This window comes from Kaistia geumhonensis, assembly GCF_030815145.1.
GTDB lineage: Bacteria > Pseudomonadota > Alphaproteobacteria > Rhizobiales > Kaistiaceae > Kaistia > Kaistia geumhonensis.
This window is the reverse complement of sequence record NZ_JAUSWJ010000001.1, coordinates 1,387,008-1,404,498: the sequence shown is the minus strand read 5'-3', so window position 1 is coordinate 1,404,498 and position 17,491 is coordinate 1,387,008. Positions and strand designations below refer to the sequence as shown.

The following is a 17,491-nucleotide window of genomic DNA, read 5'->3' as shown; positions in this document are numbered from 1 at the left end:
GTCCCGCGCAACTCAAGGGAGCGCTCGCCATGCCGGCTTTCCAGGCCTTCATCCCCTACCTCGCCCCGCTCGTCATGCTCGCCGCGGCGGTCCATGCCGGACGGCATCCAGACGATCCCCGCCGCGTGCAGCGCTTCGCCGAGGCGAGCGGCGTCGCCGCGCTCGTCGTGGCGCTCGCGACGCTTCTCGAGCTGCTCCTCGGTGGCAGGCAGACGAGCCCGCTGATCGGCGTCGCCGGCCTCGGCCTGTCCGCCCGCATCGATGCCCTGTCGGTCTCGATGCTGCTGCTGGTCGCGGTGGTCGGTCTCGTCGTGCTGCGCTTCAGCCGCAACTATCTGGCCGGCGATCCCGGACAGCCGCGCTTCGCCGGCGGTCTGGCGCTGACGCTCGCCGCCGTCATGGCACTGGTGATCGCGGGCAACCTCGTGCAGCTCCTACTCGCCTTCGTGGCGACCAGCCTCGCGCTACACCGCCTGCTCCTGTTCTATCCGAACCGTCCCAAGGCGGTGATCGCGGCGCGGAAGAAGTTCCTCGTCGCGCGGCTTGCCGATCTCGCCCTCGCGGCGTCGCTCGCGGTCATCTGGCTCCGCTTCGGAACCGCCGATATCGCCGCTATCGCGGAGGCGGCGAAGGCGGCTCCGCCCGGCGCGACCGACACCGCGCTGGTCGCGGCGGCGATCCTTCTCGCCCTCGCCGCCATGCTGAAGTCGGCGCAGTTCCCGAGCCATGGCTGGCTGCCGGAGATCGTCGAGACCCCGACGCCCGTCTCGGCGCTGCTGCATGCCGGCATCATCAATGCCGGCGGATTCCTGGTGCTGCGTTTGGCCGACGTGATGCTGCTGGCGCCGCCAGCCTTGCATCTCCTCGCGCTCGTCGGCGGCTTCACGGCCCTTTTCGCCAGTGCCGTCATGCTCACCCAGCCCGCCGTGAAGATCCAGTTGGCCTGGTCGACGATCGCGCAGATGGGTTTCATGCTCTTCCAGTGCGGCATCGGCGCCTTCTCGATCGCGCTCCTGCATATCCTCGCCCATTCGCTCTACAAGGCGCATGCCTTCCTCTCTTCCGGGACAGCCGTGGCTGCGATCCGCGCCACCGCGCGGACGCAAGCCGGCGGACGCGATGCAAGGTCTCCAGCGTGGCGCGTTGCGCTTGTGGGCGCGGCCGTCGCTCTTGTGGCGGCAGTCGCGTGGCTGCTGCTGCCGATCGCGGCCGATCCTGCGTCGCTCACGCTCGCCGGCATCTTCGGGCTCGGCCTCGCGCTGCTCGCTCTTCCGGCGGCCGAGGGGCGCGACGGGGTGGGGAGCCTCGTCGCCGCCCTCGGAACGGCGCTCGCCGCGAGCCTCGCCTATGCCCTGCTCCATGCGGGGGCGAACCATCTCTTCGCGGCCGAACTGCCCGTCGCCTCACTGCAGGGCGCCGTCGCAGAAGCGATCCTCATCCTCGCCTTCGCGAGCTTCGCGCTGCTGGCCCTGTTGCAGCTCACGGCGCATCGCTGGATCGCGACGCCCGCCGGGCGCGCGGCCCGCATTCATCTTGCCAACGGCCTCTATCTCGACGCTTTCGCCGACCGCTTCATGGCCAAGGCGCAGCCCAATCTCCCGTCCTGATCCGAACGGAGCCCGCCATGGACGCCCTTCCCAGTCACGCCGCCTCGGCGATCGCCATCACGCCCGCCGATACGCTCGACACCGCGACCGTCCTCGATGCGGCGCGGTCGGCGGCGCGCCGCATCGCTCCGCTCTGGCCGCTCGACAGCTTCGTCGCGGTCAATCCCTATCTCGGCCTCGCCGATCACCGCTTCGTCGAAGCGGCCGCCGCGCTCGCCCGCACCGCCGGAGCGCGGACCACCATGCCGCGTGCCTTCTATGCCGCCGCCCTGGCCGATGGCCGCATGGACATGGCCGATCTCTCGGCGGCGCTCGCGCTTGCACCCCCGTCCAGCGCCCGGCTCTTCGACGCGGGCAGGCTGGCCGCCCTTGCCGTCTCCGGCGAGAGAGAGCGGGAGACGCCGCTCGATACGCTTGCCGATATCGCCGGCCGGCGGATGCGGCGCGACTGGTCCGGCCATGTCGTCGGGCGCATCTCCAGCTTTGCCGCCCGCCATTTCGACCGTGGCCAGGCGTCGTGGCGCAGCATTCCCGCTTACGCCGGGCTCTATGCGGCGTGGAAGGCCGAGGCGGCGATCGACCGCGCTCCTGAAGTGGCGGGGATCGCAGGCTTCCGCGAGGCCGTCGCCGCGCTGCCGGACGATCGCGACGCGATGCTCGTCGAGGGTGTTGAGCGGCTGGCGCTCGCACCCGCCCAGCTTCCGGCCTATTTCGAGCGGCTGCTGCGCAGCGTCGGCGGCTGGGCCGCCTTCGCCCGGGGGCACGACTGGTCGGGCGAACGCGCGGGGCGGCCGGGCGAAACCGTGGTCGACCTTCTCGCGATCAGGCTGGCGCACGAGGTCGCGCTGCATGCCTGGCTCGGAGACGACTCTCTTGTGCGCGGCGCCTTCGCCGCTGCCCGCTGCGCCTATGCGGCGCCGGCCGACCCGCTCTCCGAGGCCGGCGACTGCCTGCTTCAGGCCGCCTATGAACATGCCTGGCAGCGGCGGTTTCTGCCGGCGCTGATGCAGCCGGCGTCGTCCGCCGCGAGCGGCCGGCCGGCGGCGCAGGCGGTCTTTTGCATCGATGTCCGCTCCGAGGTCATACGGCGGGCGCTCGAAGCTGCCGCCCCTGACGTGGAGACGCTCGGCTTCGCCGGCTTCTTCGGCGTGGCCGTCGAGCATGTCGCTGCCGGGGAGACGTCGGGGGAGGCGCTCTGCCCAGTGCTGCTCGAGCCCCGCTTCATGGTCTGCGAAGGCGTCCCGTCGTCAGTGACCGCTGCTGCCGCGCAGCGGCTCGGGCGGGACGCGTCGCGGGTCGTGCAGGGCTTCCGCGGCGCAGCCGTCTCGTCCTTCGCCTTCGTGGAAGCGGCCGGTCTCGGCTATCTCGGCAAGCTGGTGGCGGACAGCCTTCGCCTCGGCCGGCGCCGCGACGCGGAGGCAGCGTCGGGCAGGCCCGCGCTCGATCCATCGGACAGGGACGGGCGGCTCACCGGCATCCCGGCGGCCGATCGGCTGGCGAGCGCCGCGGCGATCCTGCGCGCCATGGGGCTGACGCAGAATCTCGCGCGGCTCGTCCTCCTCGTCGGGCATGGCGCGACGACGCGGAACAATCCGCATGCGGCAGGCCTCGCCTGCGGCGCCTGCGGCGGACATGCCGGCGACGTCAATGCCCGCGTGGCGGCGGCGATCCTGAACGATCCGACCGTCCGGGCCGGCCTCGGCGACATGGGCATCGAGGTTCCCGCGGACACGCTGTTCGTCGCGGCGCTGCACGACACCACCACCGACCTCGTCTCGATCCTCGACGGGGCGATGCTGCCGGCGAGCCATGCGAAGGACCTCGCCTTGCTGAAGGCGCAACTCGCGGAGGCGGGGAGGGCGGCGCGGATCGAGCGGGCGGCGCGACTCGGCCTCGAGGGGGACGTGTCGGTCGAGAGCCGGGTGATGGTCCGGGCGCGCGACTGGAGTGAAATGCGCCCGGAATGGGGCCTCGCGGGCTGCGCCGCGTTCATCGCCGCGCCGCGCGTGCTGACGCGCGGGCTCGACCTCGGCGGCCGCGCCTTCCTGCACAGCTATGACTGGCGGACGGACGACGGCTTCCGCACGCTGGAACTCATCCTGACCGCGCCCCTCGTCGTCGCGAGCTGGATCAACCTGCAATACTACGCCTCGACCGTGGACAATCGCGTCTTCGGCAGCGGCGACAAGGTCCTGCATAATGTCGTCGGCGGCGTCGGCGTCTTCGAGGGCGCGGGCGGCGATCTTCGGGTCGGCCTGCCGCTGCAATCCATCTCCGACGGTCGCGAGCTCGTGCACGAGCCGCTTCGGCTGACCGCGGTGATCGCCGCCCCGACCGATGCGATCGACCGCGTTCTGGCCACCCACCAGCCGGTTCGTGCGCTGGTCGAGAACGGCTGGATCTACATGCTGGCGCTCGACGGCGAAACCTGCCGGCGCCGGACCGCGGCAGGCTGGCAGGCGGTATAGGCAGTTTCGTTCCGCGGTCAGTGAAAGTGCCCGCGCCGGGCAAAAGCGGCTTGCCCGGCGCCGTCGTGCCGGTATGATCAATCGTCTGGTTTTTCATACCCCAATTCGGAGCTGACCATGAGCCGTCGCGCCGTGGCCACTGGCCTTGCTTTCCTTGTCGCCATCGGCGCTACGCCCGTCTTCGCGCATTTCCAGGAGATCATCCCCTCCGCGGAGGTCCTGCCGGAAGGCGGGAGCGTGACGCTCGACATGGTGTTCACCCATCCCTTCGAGGGTGGACCGGTCATGGACATGAAGCGTCCGGTGGCGGTCGGCGTGCTCGCTGGGGGCAAGCGCACCGACCTCACCCCGTCGATCGTCGCGAAGCCGATCGGCGAGGCGACCGCATGGACGCTGACCAGAACGATCGACGAGCCGGGCGCGGCGATCTTCTATGTCGAGCCACAGCCCTATTTCGAGCCGGCCGAGAACAAGCTGATCGTCCACTACGCCAAAGTCCTCGTCGACGGCTATGCCTCGGGCGAAGGGTGGGACGCCCTGGTCGGCCTGCCCGTGGAGATCCGGCCGCTGACCCGGCCGACCGGTCTGTGGACCGGCAATCTCTTTTCCGGCGTCGTGCTCAGGAACGGCGAGCCGGTGCCCTTCGCCGAGATCGAGGTCGAATTCGTCAATGACGGTTCGGTCGCGGCGCCCAACGACGCCTTCGTCACGCAGGTCCTCAAGGCGGACGCGGCCGGTGTCTTCTCCTATGCGATGCCGCGCGCGGGATGGTGGGGCTTCGCGGCGCTGACGGAAGGCGATGCTCCCGGCCGAGCGCCGGACGGCAAGGAGGTTCCGGTCGAGGAGGGCGCACTCATCTGGGTGAAGGCGACCGACATGCCGGTTTCCCGGTAGGGCGGCGATGGCGCATATCCCCGACGGCGTCCTTTCCGGTCCGGTGCTGGTCGGCGGCACGGTGATCGCGGCAGCCGGCGTCGCGCTCGGCCTCAGGCTGCTCGACGATCGGCTGATCCCGCGCGCCGGCGTGCTGGCGGCGGCAGTGTTCGTCGTCTCGCTCATCTCGGTCCCCGTCGGCCCGTCGAGCGTGCATCTCCTGCTCAGCGGCCTGATGGGGCTCATGCTGGGCGCGGCCGTCTTTCCGGCCGTTCTCGTCATGCTGCTGCTGCAGGCGCTGCTGTTCGGCTTCGGCGGGCTGACCACGCTCGGCGTCAACACGGTCAACATCGCGCTGCCGGGCTTCGTGGCCGCGGCGCTTCTCGGCCCTGCGATCCGTGCCAGCACCGGAGCCATGGCGCGCGGCGCGCTGGCGGCACTGCTCGGCGCCCTGTCGGTCGCCGGGACCGGCGGCCTCGTGGCGCTGTCGCTCGCCCTTTCGTCATCGAGCTACACGCCGGTCGCCCGCGTCCTGATCGCCACCTATCTGCCGCTGATGATCGGCGAGGCCCTTGTCACCGTGGCCGTCGTGTCGTTTCTTGCGCGGGTGCAGCCGGATGCGCTGCGGCCGGTGCCCGCATGATCGTGCCGCGCAGGCTGCGCGCGGTTTGGGCGCGACCTCTCCTTGTCCTCGCGGTGTTCCTGTCGCTTGCGCTCCCGGCGGAGGCCCACAAGCTCAAGGTCTTCGCAGCGGTGGAAGGGCGGTCCGTCCATGGCTATGCCTTCTTCATCGGCGGCGGTCGGCCCGAGGGCAGCGCCTGGGTCGCGAAGGACGCCGCAGGCGCCGAGATCGCGAGCGGGACGACCGACGCCGAAGGCCGCTTGGCCTTCGATCTGCCGGCCACATCTTCCAGCGACGTAACGGTAACCGTGGACACCCATGAGGCGCACATCGCCTCGGCGACGCTCGCAGCCCGCACGATCGGCGCCGCCGATGCCGGCGAGGCGCCGACCCCGGCGCGGCCCGCACCCGCCGCCCCTCGCATGACCGAGGACGCCCGCCTCGCGGCGCTCGTCGCCGCCGCCGTCGAGCGGGGAACGGAGCCTCTCCAGGAGCGGATCGAGCTCATGGATTCGCGCCTCCGCTTCGCCGACATCCTCTCCGGCGTCTTCCTCATCATCGGTCTCGCCGGCATCGGTCTCTGGGCGCGGGGACGCAGGCGATGACCGTCATCGACGATCCCCGCCTCGGCCTCGTCGCCAGCCTGATCGCGATCGCGGCGGTCGCGCAGCTTCACGGCCTTCAGGCGGCGCTCACGGCGTTCGGCCTCGCGGCGTTTCTGGCCATCCTGCAGCGGCCGGGTTGGCCGCTCGTCCGGCGCCTGCTGCATGTCGAGGGCTACATGCTTCTCCTCTTCATCATGCTGCCGCTGACGATGCCCGGCCCGGCCATCGCCCGGGTGGGTCCGCTCGCGGTGAGCGCCGACGGCCTCGCGCTCGCAGCGCTGATCGCGCTCAAGGTCTCGGCCTCGGTGCTGCTCCTCGCCGTGCTCGTCGGCTCCATGGAGCCGGCCCGGCTCGGAGCGACGCTGCATGCGCTGCATGTGCCGGAGCGGTTCAACCGGCTGCTCGTGATGACGGCGCGGTATGTCGAGCTCGTCCGCGCCGAGACGATGCGGCTGCGCGAATCGATGCGGGCGCGCGGCTTCCGGCCCCGCTCGAACCGCCATACATGGCGCAGCTACGGCCATCTCGTCGGCATGGTTCTGGTCCGTGCTCTCGACCGCGCCGAGCGCGTGACGGAAGCGATGCGCTGCCGCGGCTATTCGGGCCGCTATCCCTATGCGACCTTCGCGCCTCCGGCGTTCCGCGACTGGACCGCCGCCGCCGCCGTCTCCGCGACGGGTCTCCTCCTGCTGGCGGTCGACCGGCTATGACGAAGCTCATCGAACTCTCCGGCCTTTCCGTCGGCCGTAAGGGCCGGTCGGTCCTCTCCGACGTCCATCTCGACCTCGCGCAAGGCGAGCGTCTGGCCCTCATCGGACCGAACGGGGCGGGCAAGACGACGCTGCTGCGCACCATTCTCGGCCTTGAGGCGAGCGGCGGCGGCAGCATCCGCCTGTTCGGGGAGGAGTGCCGCACGGAGCGGCACTTTGCGAGGCTGCGCCCGAGGATCGGCTTTCTCTTTCAGGACAGCGACGACCAGCTCTTCTGCCCGACCGTGATCGAGGATGTCTCCTTCGGGCCGCTCAATCTCGGCCACGGTCCGGCCGCCGCGCGGTCGATGGCCGAGGCTGCGCTCGCAAGGCTCGGCATCGCCGATCTCGCCGACCGCATCAGCCACCGTCTCTCCGGCGGCGAGAAGCGGCTCGTCTGCCTCGCCGGCCTCTTCGCCATGGAGCCTGACATGCTCATGCTCGACGAGCCGACCAACGGCGTCGACGCCGTCAATGGCGAGCGGCTGCGCAAGGCGCTGCGCGACTTTCCCGGAGCAATGATCCTGGTCTCGCATGATGCCGATTTCGTCGCCGACCTCGCGACGCGCGCGATGGTCGTGCGTGACGGGCGGCTGCTCCCTGCCGAAATCCACGATCACGCCCACACGCACCGCCACCGCCATATCCATGTCGGATCCTAGAGCGGCGGATCGGCCTCGGGGCGGCCGCCCAAGGACGAGCGGTCGCGCACGAGACACGACGCCCTCGCGACACGTCCTGCGCCGACAGGAAGTCCGAGCTGGCGCCAGGTCCGGCTCGGAGGGCACATCGGTCAAGCCTCCTCGGGTTCAGGGGCCGCCATCGAGTTCTCGCCCGGCGGATAGGCGGGCCATCGATGCCCGTCACCCGCAAGCTGTCGCCCCGGCAGCAGGCCGCGCACATAGCCCCGCGAGATCGAGCGCGCCCGCGCGTCGCTGACAAGCAGCAGGACCTCGATCGCCGCGCGCGCGTCGCCGCCATGCGTCGCGAGGATGTCGTCGACGCGCGCGTCGAGCGCCCGCGCCCCCTCTTCGATCCCGCCTGCCATTTCGCTCACGACACCCTCCCGATGAGACAATGTTCCTATTTTGTTCTTGTCGCTGCATGAGTCAATCGTCGCGTCTGGGCAATGCACAGACGCGAGATCGCTTCGCTCCGGCTCACGCGGTAGTGTCGGGTAGGGCGGAGGCATGTGCGGCAGTCGCGGACCTGTATCCTCCGGCAGCCGAAGCCGTTCGCCGTGTCTGCTGCCGGCTGCGCGATCATGCTGCGGCTCGTGCCCATCGGCCGTTGCGCTCCACTTCGCCGCTCGATCGGTTCGGGATGCAGATGATCTGCGAAGAGCGTGAGCCATCGGCCGTATTGCCGTCGTCCTGATCTGCTCCCTCCTCGCGGCCTCTGGAACTGGGCCGGTCGCAGGCACGATCGGCGGCGCCGCGCTGTGACCTGGATCACGCGTTTCTTCGCCAATACCGGGTATAATCGATTAGTTCGAGTCTTCGTGCCCGAGGTGGGTTTCTATCGTCCTAGAATGGCAGAAGAGTCTGAGTCGAAACAAGAATTTTCACCTCGGCTTCAATTCCAAGGCATCATCCTCGACTCGATTCCTGAAAATACGGCTGCGGACCGACAAAATCGCGGCAGCGAACAGGAGTCCATTCTCTTGCGCGGCTAGATATGAATAAAGGAAGGATTGCTGTCATATCGATGAATACGGCTGGCGCCTTCTTGCATGATCTGCTAGACCTGTGCTTAGGGCTTTGATGCAAGCGAACCTGATGGTAAGGATGCATGAGTATCGACGCCGTCGTGGGGCATACGGGGTTTGTCGGCGGAATACTTCTACGGCAGCATAGATTCGACGGACGCTTCAACAGCGCGAACATTGCCGAAATTGGCGGCGAGCAGTTCGATACGCTGGTCTGTGCTGCGGCGCCCGGTTCGATGTTCACCGCCAACCGTGAGCCGGAGCGTGACCGCGAGCAGGTCGATGCGTTGGTCTCTGCTCTCGACCGCGCCCGCGCGCGCCGTTTCGTGCTGATTTCGTCCATCGCCGTGCTCGCCGATTTCGCCGGCGAGGACGATGAGGATACGCAGTCCTTCCAGCAGGAGCTGGCCTATGGCCGTCATCGACGTGCGCTTGAGGCCTTCTGCCAGTCGCGCTTCGACGATTGCCTCGTCGTCCGTTTGCCGGCGCTGTTCGGTCCCGGACTGCGGAAGAACTTCATCTTCGATTTGTTGAACCCCGTCCCGACGATGCTTACGCAGCCGCGCCTTGACGAGTTGTTGCAGCAGGTGCCATCGCGCCTTCGCGAGGCTCTTGCGAGGCTCTACACGCCCAATGCGGCGGGGATGATGGTGCTCGACCGCGAGGGCTTGAACGGCGATCCACTTCGTCCCGAACTTGACGACGCCGTGCGGGCGGCCGGCATGTCGGCGACGCAGTTCCACAACCCGGATACGACCTACCAGTATTACGACATGTCGCGGCTCTGGCGGGATATCGGCGTCGCGACCCGCGCCGGGCTGGGCACCCTGCACCTCGCCGTCGAGCCGCTGCGGGCCGGCAACATCCATGCGCGGCTGCTCGGGGCCGACATGCCCCAGACGGGTGCACGCCTGCATCGTGAAGACATGCACACGCGCCATGCGCCCCTGTGGGGACGGACGGGACCGTATCTCGAGGACGCGGGCACGGTGCTGGACAAGCTGTCCGAGTTCTTCGCCTCGGAGAAGCACGGCCAATGATCCTGTCCGTCTCCAACATCGCCTGGCTGCCTGAGGAGCGCCTGGGCGCTTATGACCTCATGGAGGAGGCCGGATTGAGCGGGCTCGAGATCGCTCCGGCGATCTTCTTCGCCGGCGCCGCGGATCCCTTCGTTCCGGACGATGCCATCGCCGACGCCGCTCTCGCGGAGATCCGCGCCCGCGGCTTTTCGCTGGTGTCGATGCAGGCCCTGCTTTTCGGCGTCCAGGGGGCCGCTCTGTTTGGCGATGCTGCGGCGAGGGCGGCCTTCGAGCGCGGAATGACGCGGGCGATCGACCTCGCGGGACGTTTCGGTATCCCCAACATCGTCTTCGGATCGCCGGGCCAGCGCCGCATACCCGACGACATGGCGCCGGGCGATGCGCTGGATCAGGCGGCCGAGACCTTCCGGAGACTGGGAGATCGGGCCGCCGCATCCGGCACGGTCATCGCGGTGGAGTCGAACCCGCCGGCCTATGGCACGAATTTCCTCAACACGCTGGAGGATGCCGAGGCCTTCGTCGAACTGGTGTCTCACCCGGCCGTGGCCGTGATCCTCGATCTCGGTGCGATGCACATGAACGGCAGTTTTGGAACGGTCGCGGAGCGAGCCGCTGCGCTGGCGCCCCGTCTCAGCCATGTGCATGTCAGCGAGCCCAATCTCGCGCCGGCGCCGGACGACGCGACGGACCTCGCGCCGGTCCTGGCCGGGCTCCGGGCCGGCGGCTATGGCCGCGCCGTATCGATCGAGATGAAACGCCACGAGGGCGGTCTCGCCACGGTGCGGGACCGCATCGCCGCCTTGGTCCGGGCGGCGGAAGGGGAGGGACGATGATGGATGCCGCGCCAGCCCATCTGCCGCCGGTCGCCCTGCGCGAGGACGTTCTCGTGTCGATCTGCTTCGGCGATCTGGCCTCGGATCATGAGACATTCGACGCGATTGCCGCGCTGGCGGCGAGGGTCGATGCGCGCTTTCGTTTCCGCGAGATCATCGTGGTAGCCGACGACAGTCGCCGGGCCGACTTTCTGCCGCTGATCCGCCGCGTCGCCAATGTGCGCCTGTTCACGGTGCGCGACGGCACGGCCTATTACCGTCGTCGGGTGATCGCCGCCGAGGAGGCGATCGGCGATGTCGTTCTCCTCGTCAGTTCGGCGGAGCTCGGCTGTGTCGATCCGATCGAGATGATCGAGAGGGCGGCCGACGAACAGCGCGGGGTGCTGGCGACGAGGCGGCCGAAGATCCGCCATGGCAGCCCCGGATCCGTGCTGGTGCTGCTGGGTCGTCTGGCCGGCTTCAAGGTCAATCCGCGCGACCTGCAGTCTCTGGCGCTTCCGCGCACGCTGCTCAATCAGTTGCTCGCGCATCCCGATCCCGACCTCGCCTTGCGCTTCCCGCCACGCGACCCGAGGGTGCCGCTCGCATTCATCGAGGTGGCGGCCGGCGTGACCGTTCCGCGCAATGCGGGACTGCGGCGGCGCCTCGACCTGCTGCAGAAGCTCCTCGTCTACATGGCGCCGAACCTTCTGCTGGCGGTGACGCTGGCTTCGGCGTTCCTCGCCATGCTCGGCTTCTTCTATGGCCTCTATGTCGTGGCTGCCTGGATCCTGGTGCACGACCTGGCGCCGGGCTGGCTGACCTTGTCGGCGGTTCTCAGCCTGTCGATGGTCTTCCTGGGCATTTCGATCACGGGCCTCAGTCTCGGGTTGCAGCAATTGCTGTCGCGGACCAATGGAGGCCGCCTCGACTCGGTCGCCGCCGAGGTGAATCGCATTGATCTGTTCGGGCAGGTCGCCTCCGATCTCAATGTCGACTTCGAGCACGATCTCGCCGGTCTTCGGCAGATACCGAAGCCATGAGCCCAAGGGAGGTGGACTATCTCGTGATAGGCGGCGGCTTCTATGGCTGCTGCCTCGCGCTGTTCCTGCGGTCGATCTCGTCGCGCGTGCTGCTGGTCGAGGCTGGCGAGACCCTGCTGGATCGCGCATCGCGCGTCAACCAGGCGCGCATTCATACAGGCTTCCATTATCCCCGCTCGGCTCTGACGGCCGTCAAGTCGATGCTGCTGCATCGCCGGTTCATGGACGATTTCCCCGAGGCGGTCGTCGATGATTTCCAGATGCTCTATGCCATCGCCCGCCACCGATCCAAGGTCTCGGCGAAGCGCTTCTATCGCATGTTCCGGGACATCGGTGCGCCGATCAGGCCGGCCTTGCCGAGCCAGGAGGCGCTGTTCGACCAGTCCATGGTCGAGGGCGTGTTCGCCTGCTCCGAGGCTGCCTTCGACTATTCGGTGCTGCGCCGACTGCTCGCCGCGCGGCTGGATCGGGCCGGGGTGGACGTCCTCATGTCCACCGCGGTGGAGGCGGTCGAGGACCGGCCCGGATCGGTCGTGGCCACGCTGTCCGACGGCTCCGAGGTTGCCGCGCGATACGCGTTCAACATCACCTATGCGGGGATCAATGCGGTGCTCGATCGCTCCCGCCTGCCGCGCGCGCAACTCAAATATGAACTGGCCGAGATCGCGTTGGTCGAACCGCCGGAAGAGTTGAAAAATGTCGGTGTGACGTTGATGGATGGCCCGTTCTTCTCGTGCATGCCATACCCGTCGGAGGGGCTGCATTCCCTCACCCATGTCCGCTACACGCCGCATGACAGCTGGACGGACGACGCGGGGCCGGGCATGTCTCCGGCCCGTTTGCAGGAAGCGGTCGCGAACAGCCGCGTCCAGCACATGATCCACGATGGACGACGGTACCTGCCATCCCTCGATAGGGCTATCCCGCGCAAGTCGATCTATGATGTCAAGACGGTTCTGACCAAGAACGAGCGCGACGACGGGCGGCCGATCCTTTACCAGCGCAAGCCGTCCGGCAGCCGGGTCTTGTCCATCCTGGGCGGAAAGCTCGACAATATTTACGATCTGTTCGAGCTCGTGACCCGGATGGAGCCGGAATTCGCCGGAGCCAACGAGACTCTTCTTCTGGATAGGGACGCCTGATGGAGGCTGCGCGCTTCTTCGTCGTCTCGGTCGCGGGGCTGGTGCTCGACCTCGGCGTCGCCTGGAGCGCTGCCCGGCTGCTCGGAGTGCCTCTCTGGCTGGCGGCGGCGGCGGGATTCGTCGTTGCTGCCGGGCTCAACTATGCCCTTCACGAGCTTTGGACTTTTCGCTCCGGTGCCCGCCAGCTCTCCGTCGTCCGCGCGCTGCGCTACGGTATGGCGCTGGTCGCGACATTGGCCGCGCGCGTCGTCGGTGTCGCCGCACTCGTCGCCGTCTTCGGCGATAGCCATGCCTTGCCCGTTCTGGTGGCGGGCGCGGGCATTTCGTTCTGCGTCAACTATCTGGTCAGCAAGTACTTCGTCTTTCTCAAACCTGCCGGACTACAGGATGGAACTTCATGATGTCCGACGCCGAAGCCGATCTGCTTCCCGGTTCGCAGCTGTGGGAAGTTCCGACCTTCACGGTAACTGTCCACGGCATCCGCGAGCATGACCATGCGCTCGTGATCCCGGTCATCAACGAGGGCGACCGTATTCGCGATCAGCTGCTTCGCATCCGCGAGGCGAAGCTGCCGGTCGACGTGATCGTGGCCGATGGCGGCTCGACCGACGGCTCCCTCGATCCGGCATTCATATCCACCGCCGGTGTGCGGGCGGTCCTGACCAAGACGGGCCCGGGAAAGCTCAGCGCTCAGCTGCGGATGGCCTATGCATGGTGTCTGCGCGAGGGCTACACCGGGATCGTCACCATCGACGGCAACGGCAAGGATGGCGTCGAGGCTGTGGCCGATATGGTCGGAAAGCTTGAGCAGGGCTACGACTACGTGCAGGGCTCACGCTACCTGCCGGGTGGCGTGGCGGAGAATACGCCGCTCGAGCGAACCATCGCCAATCGCGGAATTCACGCGCCCGTGCTCAGCCTCGCGGGGCGGCATTGGTTCACCGATACCACCAACGGCTTTCGCGGATATTCGGCGCGTTACCTTCTCGATCCGCGGGTCCAGCCGTTCCGCGACGTCTTCCAGCGCTACGAGCTGCTCTTCTACCTGACCGTCCGCGCCGGACAGATCGGCATGAAGGTGGCACAGGTGCCTGTTCAGCGGCGCTACCCGGCCAATGCCGCGACCCCGACCAAGATCAACGGGCTCGGCGGAAAGTTCGACGTTCTCAAGCAGACCTTCGCGGCCGCTTCCGGCCGCTTTTCGCCGAAGAGCTGATCGCTTTTCCGCAGCGCTGCTCGATACCGGGCACCGGGCCGCCTCAGTCGCAGGCGCCGGCTGCCTTGGCGCGGCAGAGGCTGGCGACGGAATAGACCGAGACCGCGTCGTTGCGATAGGTGGGTTCGACCCCGCCGACGAGGCTCTTCAGGGCAGTCGCCATCCTGTCGGCGCGGACCGCAAGGGTGTCTAGCCAGCCCCGCGGTTTTCCGGCATCTTCGCCCGAGCCGCCGGCCTCCGCGCTCCAGTTCATGACCGTCGCCGGCACGATGATCCAATCCACCCGCGATCGGGCAAGAGATTCGAGGAGTGCGGTTGGCGTCAGATCCAGGCTCGGGTCTGCCCAGGAGCCGCCGAGCTGGTCGTGCACCAGAACCTCATCGCGGGCGAAGTCGAAGGCGTTGGCGCAATCGAGCTTAACTCCGAGCACAACGGCGCCGCCGGGGAAGGCAGACTGCGCGTCGGCGCACCGGTCGGCGAAGGCCGACGTCCAGACGGGCTGCGAGAAACGCTTGCCGAGCGCGTTCGCGGCGACGGCAGACACGGTCGCACCGCGCATAACCAGGACACCGAGAACAAGAACGCCGAGGGCAGCCGCGCCGAATGCGAGTTGCTTCCCGCTCACACGCGGAAAGGCCACTGGACGCGGCGACAGGATCGAGAGACAGGCCGCGCCGACGGAGCAGCCGAAGACCGTCGCAAAGGTGTAGCGGTGCAAGGCGACTCCATCGACGCCGACCGCGATCACGCCGGCGGCGATGACGGCAAGCGCGAGGACGAGCAGTGCGCTCCTGCGGGATTGTGGGCTGCCGAGCAGGATCATCACGGCCGGCAACAGGGCAAAGATCAGCGTTGTCAGTTCGCGGACGGAAGGAGCCGATATTCCGGAGAGCCGGCCGGACGAGACGATGGCCGATCCCGGGATCAGGAGATGCACGCCCTCGCCAAGGAACGGGTAGAAAAGCGTTCTCGAACTCAAAAGCAACAGAAGCGCGAAGGGCGCGATGACCAGGGCAGCCACCGCGCATGCCACCACGAAAGCCTTGATCTGCTTGTTTCTGAGGCTGTCAATCAGCAGCAGGAGACCCAGAAGACCAACGAACGGCAAGGGCGTTGGCCGGAAAAGCAATGATCCCGCGCCGAGTACGAGAGCCGATACCAGGAGCAGGCCAGAGTCGCGTGGCGCGGCGCGCCAGGCGAAGGCTGCCACCACGGCGCCGGCGAGAAGCGATCCGGGCAGGAGCGTCGGCACCGTGTTCGCGAGATAATTCGCCCCGATCACACTGCTGCCGATGACGGCGATGCTCACCACGAAGGCCAGCAGCCGACGCAATCCTCGCGATGTCGGCAGCGTTGCGATCAGCCAACCCAGGACAGTCAGGCCAAGACCCGGCTCCACCACACCGATCAGGCGCAGCCTTGCGAATGACGCGAATGGGGCTTGCAGGGCAAATTGGCCGCCAAAGGTGAAGAGGCGGCGCTCACTGAAGTATTCCGAGCCGGTTGCGCCCGTTTCCGCAAGCTTCTTGGCGAAGACCAGATAGGCCGCGGTGTCGTCGTTGAGATTGATCGCGGGCGGGATGACGACGAACATCAGCCATACGACGGCGATCGGCAGCAGCGTCCAGAGATCGACGCGCTTCGTCCATGCATGTGGACGGAATGCGCTCCAGACCAGCCATCCGCTGCCCACGAGCCCGGCCACGCAATAGACGGCGATGTCGTAGGCCGACGCGATGTTGAGCATCGCGCCGATCAAGCAAAGAAAGACAATGCCGAGGGCGGCAGCCAGTGGTATCGCCTTGGCCTCAACGGTTTTGTCGCGTGAGGCGTTCTGGATGAGGAGTAATCCCCATCCGATGCTGCCTAAAGTCAAGGCTACGGCGCAGGCTGCCGAAATGGCGATATCCGCAAGTCCCAATGATCCATCCCCCAGCCGAAGTTGCCTGCCGCGATCGCTGCTTGGAGGCTAGATGCTTTGCATGTCATCTGCCACCGAGACTTCGCATCGGAATGAACGGCGGAGCCTCTAGAACTGCGATTTTTCGCGAATAGTGTCTTCGTGACCCTATGCGCCTCGTGTTCGAGTCGCGGGCATGCATAACGGTCGGGAAGATCGTGGTCCGACCGGTGCGCTTATCCTGTCGGCCGCGTTGCGGGATCGATCGACGAGGCGCGGATGCGACGCGATCCAGGAAGGGAACCTGCGATCTCCGATTGCTCAACCGGCCTCGATATCCACTGCGCAACCCTCTCGGCAATGAACCCGGCATATGTGGCGGCTTCCGGCAGGCCCATGAGCTTGCCGAAGGTACCACGGGCGAGCGGTCCGGCGATGAGGATGTCCGGTACCCTCTCGCCGGAAGCGGCGAGGAAGCTGCCGTCGAGCGCAGTGTCGATGCCGAAGCTGACTGGATCGGCGCAGATCAGGCCGAGATCGCCGAGGCTCGACAGGAGCGGATGACTGGCGAGGATGCGTCCATGCGCCGGCCCCGTTGCGATCAGGACGGCATGGAGGGCTATTCGCTCGAACCGCCCCCATGACGGCGTCGCAGGGACACGACCATGTCCGACCCGTCGACCGGCGCTGCCACGAGCGACGGCAGGCATCATGTGCTGCGCGGCCGGCCATCTGGCGCGGCGCGCGGGGCGGGCAGACAGGCGACTCTCGCGCCGAGCGCGGGAGCACCGAGTTATCACAAAGCGGGAGCCTCTATCCTGCGGCGCCGGTCTCGGACTTCTGCGGCCCCACCGGCCGATCGCCGAGGATCGTCGCCCGGTGCATGATCCGCCGATGGGGCAGGTAGTCGGCGAGCGCGTAGTGCTGGGTCAAGCGGTTGTCCCAGAAGGCGACGTCGCCTTCTCGCCAGCGCCAGCGGATCGTGAACTCCGGCTTGGCGACGTGAGCGAACAGAAAGCGCAGCACGGCGTCGCTCTCGGGCGCACTCAGCCCCAGGATCCGCGTGGTGAAGCCTTCATTGACGAAGAGGCCCTTGCGACGGGTCACGGGATGGACGCGCACGACCGGATGGATGACGGGCGGGTTCTTCCGCCGCGCCTCTTGCCAGCGATCCTCATTCCCGCCGGCGCCCCAGCGCTCGAAGGGGAAGGACTTCTGGATGTCGTGAACGGCGGAGAGACCGTCGAGAAAGTCCCTCAAGGCCGGCGAGAGAGCCTCATAGGCCGCGATGGTCGAGGACCAGCTCGTATCGCCGCCATTGGGCGGCAGCTGCTTGGCGGCGAGCAGCGCGCCGAGCGGCGGGTTTTCGATGAAGGTGACGTCGGTGTGCCAGTTGTCGTTGTCGGGCAGGTTGTCCGCCGACGTGTCGAGCACGATGATTTCCGGCACATCCTCGACATGTGGGTAGATCGGGTGGATGTGCAGCGAGCCGAAGGCCGCGGCGACGTCGCGCTGCGTCGCGGGCGTGACCTGTTGGCCTTCGAAGAACAGGACATGATGCGTCACCAGCGCCTCCTGCAGCGCTGCGACGAGGACCGGTGTCAGCGGACGCGCGAGGTCGACGCCGCCGACGACGGCACCGAGCGCCGGGGCGATCGGGTGGATTGCGAGAGAGGTTTGGGCAGTCATGCGTGGTCTCCCATAAG

General features: G+C 67.7%; 17 protein-coding genes. 13 read left to right on the top strand and 4 right to left on the bottom strand.

Annotation, left to right across the window (positions count from 1 at the left end; translation table 11 throughout):
- Positions 1-29: 29 nt before the first annotated feature.
- The 7 genes from QO015_RS06690 to QO015_RS06660 all read left to right on the top strand — a co-directional run bounded on the left by QO015_RS06690 (position 30) and on the right by QO015_RS06660 (position 7,586).
- Entirely contained in the window at positions 30-1,607 is a 1,578-nt protein-coding gene (locus QO015_RS06690; protein ID WP_266280632.1) for a proton-conducting transporter transmembrane domain-containing protein, read from the top strand.
- A gap of 17 nt (positions 1,608-1,624) precedes the next feature.
- Positions 1,625-4,075, top strand: a complete 2,451-nt coding sequence (locus QO015_RS06685) for a YbcC family protein (protein ID WP_266280634.1) — start codon at positions 1,625-1,627, stop codon at positions 4,073-4,075.
- A gap of 117 nt (positions 4,076-4,192) precedes the next feature.
- The gene (locus QO015_RS06680) at positions 4,193-4,969 is read left to right on the top strand and encodes a DUF4198 domain-containing protein (protein WP_266280636.1); all 777 of its coding nucleotides are present in this window, start codon (positions 4,193-4,195) and stop codon (positions 4,967-4,969) included.
- A 7-nt stretch (positions 4,970-4,976) separates the two neighbouring features.
- Positions 4,977-5,591: a cobalt transporter CbiM gene (gene cbiM / locus QO015_RS06675; RefSeq protein WP_266280639.1), complete on the top strand. Its 615-nt coding sequence runs from the start codon at positions 4,977-4,979 to the stop codon at positions 5,589-5,591.
- Complete coding sequence (locus QO015_RS06670; RefSeq protein ID WP_266280642.1) at positions 5,588-6,175, top strand: NikL family nickel/cobalt ECF transporter subunit; 588 nt, start codon at positions 5,588-5,590, stop codon at positions 6,173-6,175. The genes cbiM and QO015_RS06670 overlap by 4 nt, the downstream gene beginning before the upstream one ends.
- On the top strand, positions 6,172-6,885 hold the full coding sequence (gene cbiQ, locus QO015_RS06665; RefSeq protein WP_266280644.1) for a cobalt ECF transporter T component CbiQ: 714 nt from the start codon (positions 6,172-6,174) through the stop codon (positions 6,883-6,885). The genes QO015_RS06670 and cbiQ overlap by 4 nt, the downstream gene beginning before the upstream one ends.
- Complete coding sequence (locus QO015_RS06660) at positions 6,882-7,586, top strand: energy-coupling factor ABC transporter ATP-binding protein (RefSeq protein WP_266280647.1); 705 nt, start codon at positions 6,882-6,884, stop codon at positions 7,584-7,586. The genes cbiQ and QO015_RS06660 overlap by 4 nt, the downstream gene beginning before the upstream one ends.
- Before the next feature lie 131 nt (positions 7,587-7,717).
- On the opposite strand, the gene QO015_RS06655 is transcribed toward QO015_RS06660, so the two are convergent.
- On the bottom strand, positions 7,718-7,981 hold the full coding sequence (locus QO015_RS06655) for a nucleoside/nucleotide kinase family protein (RefSeq protein WP_266280649.1): 264 nt from the start codon (positions 7,979-7,981) through the stop codon (positions 7,718-7,720).
- A 734-nt stretch (positions 7,982-8,715) separates the two neighbouring features.
- On the opposite strand from QO015_RS06655, the gene QO015_RS06650 reads away from it, so the two are divergent.
- The 6 genes from QO015_RS06650 to QO015_RS06625 are packed head-to-tail and all read left to right on the top strand — an operon-like array spanning position 8,716 to position 13,885.
- Positions 8,716-9,672 carry an NAD-dependent epimerase/dehydratase family protein gene (locus QO015_RS06650; RefSeq protein ID WP_266280651.1) on the top strand — a complete coding sequence of 319 codons (957 nt, stop codon included), beginning with the start codon at positions 8,716-8,718 and terminating at the stop codon, positions 9,670-9,672.
- Positions 9,669-10,505 carry a sugar phosphate isomerase/epimerase family protein gene (locus QO015_RS06645; RefSeq protein WP_266280653.1) on the top strand — a complete coding sequence of 279 codons (837 nt, stop codon included), beginning with the start codon at positions 9,669-9,671 and terminating at the stop codon, positions 10,503-10,505. Before QO015_RS06650 ends, QO015_RS06645 begins: the two co-directional genes overlap by 4 nt.
- Positions 10,502-11,527: a hypothetical protein gene (locus QO015_RS06640; RefSeq protein WP_266280655.1), complete on the top strand. Its 1,026-nt coding sequence runs from the start codon at positions 10,502-10,504 to the stop codon at positions 11,525-11,527. The genes QO015_RS06645 and QO015_RS06640 overlap by 4 nt, the downstream gene beginning before the upstream one ends.
- Before the next feature lie 11 nt (positions 11,528-11,538).
- Positions 11,539-12,669 carry an FAD-dependent oxidoreductase gene (locus QO015_RS06635; protein WP_266280657.1) on the top strand — a complete coding sequence of 377 codons (1,131 nt, stop codon included), beginning with the start codon at positions 11,539-11,541 and terminating at the stop codon, positions 12,667-12,669.
- On the top strand, positions 12,669-13,070 hold the full coding sequence (locus QO015_RS06630) for a GtrA family protein (RefSeq protein ID WP_266280660.1): 402 nt from the start codon (positions 12,669-12,671) through the stop codon (positions 13,068-13,070). The genes QO015_RS06635 and QO015_RS06630 overlap by 1 nt, the downstream gene beginning before the upstream one ends.
- Complete coding sequence (locus QO015_RS06625) at positions 13,067-13,885, top strand: glycosyltransferase family 2 protein (RefSeq protein ID WP_266280662.1); 819 nt, start codon at positions 13,067-13,069, stop codon at positions 13,883-13,885. Before QO015_RS06630 ends, QO015_RS06625 begins: the two co-directional genes overlap by 4 nt.
- Before the next feature lie 43 nt (positions 13,886-13,928).
- Here the strand turns inward: QO015_RS06625 and QO015_RS06620 are convergent, their stop codons facing one another.
- The 3 genes from QO015_RS06620 to tauD form a co-directional block, all read right to left on the bottom strand.
- Positions 13,929-15,806 carry a hypothetical protein gene (locus QO015_RS06620; RefSeq protein WP_266280664.1) on the bottom strand — a complete coding sequence of 626 codons (1,878 nt, stop codon included), beginning with the start codon at positions 15,804-15,806 and terminating at the stop codon, positions 13,929-13,931.
- Between the two features lie 215 nt (positions 15,807-16,021).
- Positions 16,022-16,498, bottom strand: coding sequence for an FAD/NAD(P)-binding protein (locus QO015_RS06615; protein ID WP_266280665.1), 477 nt, complete (start codon positions 16,496-16,498; stop codon positions 16,022-16,024).
- 100 nt (positions 16,499-16,598) lie between these two features.
- Positions 16,599-17,474: a taurine dioxygenase gene (gene tauD, locus QO015_RS06610; RefSeq protein ID WP_266280667.1), complete on the bottom strand. Its 876-nt coding sequence runs from the start codon at positions 17,472-17,474 to the stop codon at positions 16,599-16,601.
- Positions 17,475-17,491: the final 17 nt, after the last annotated feature.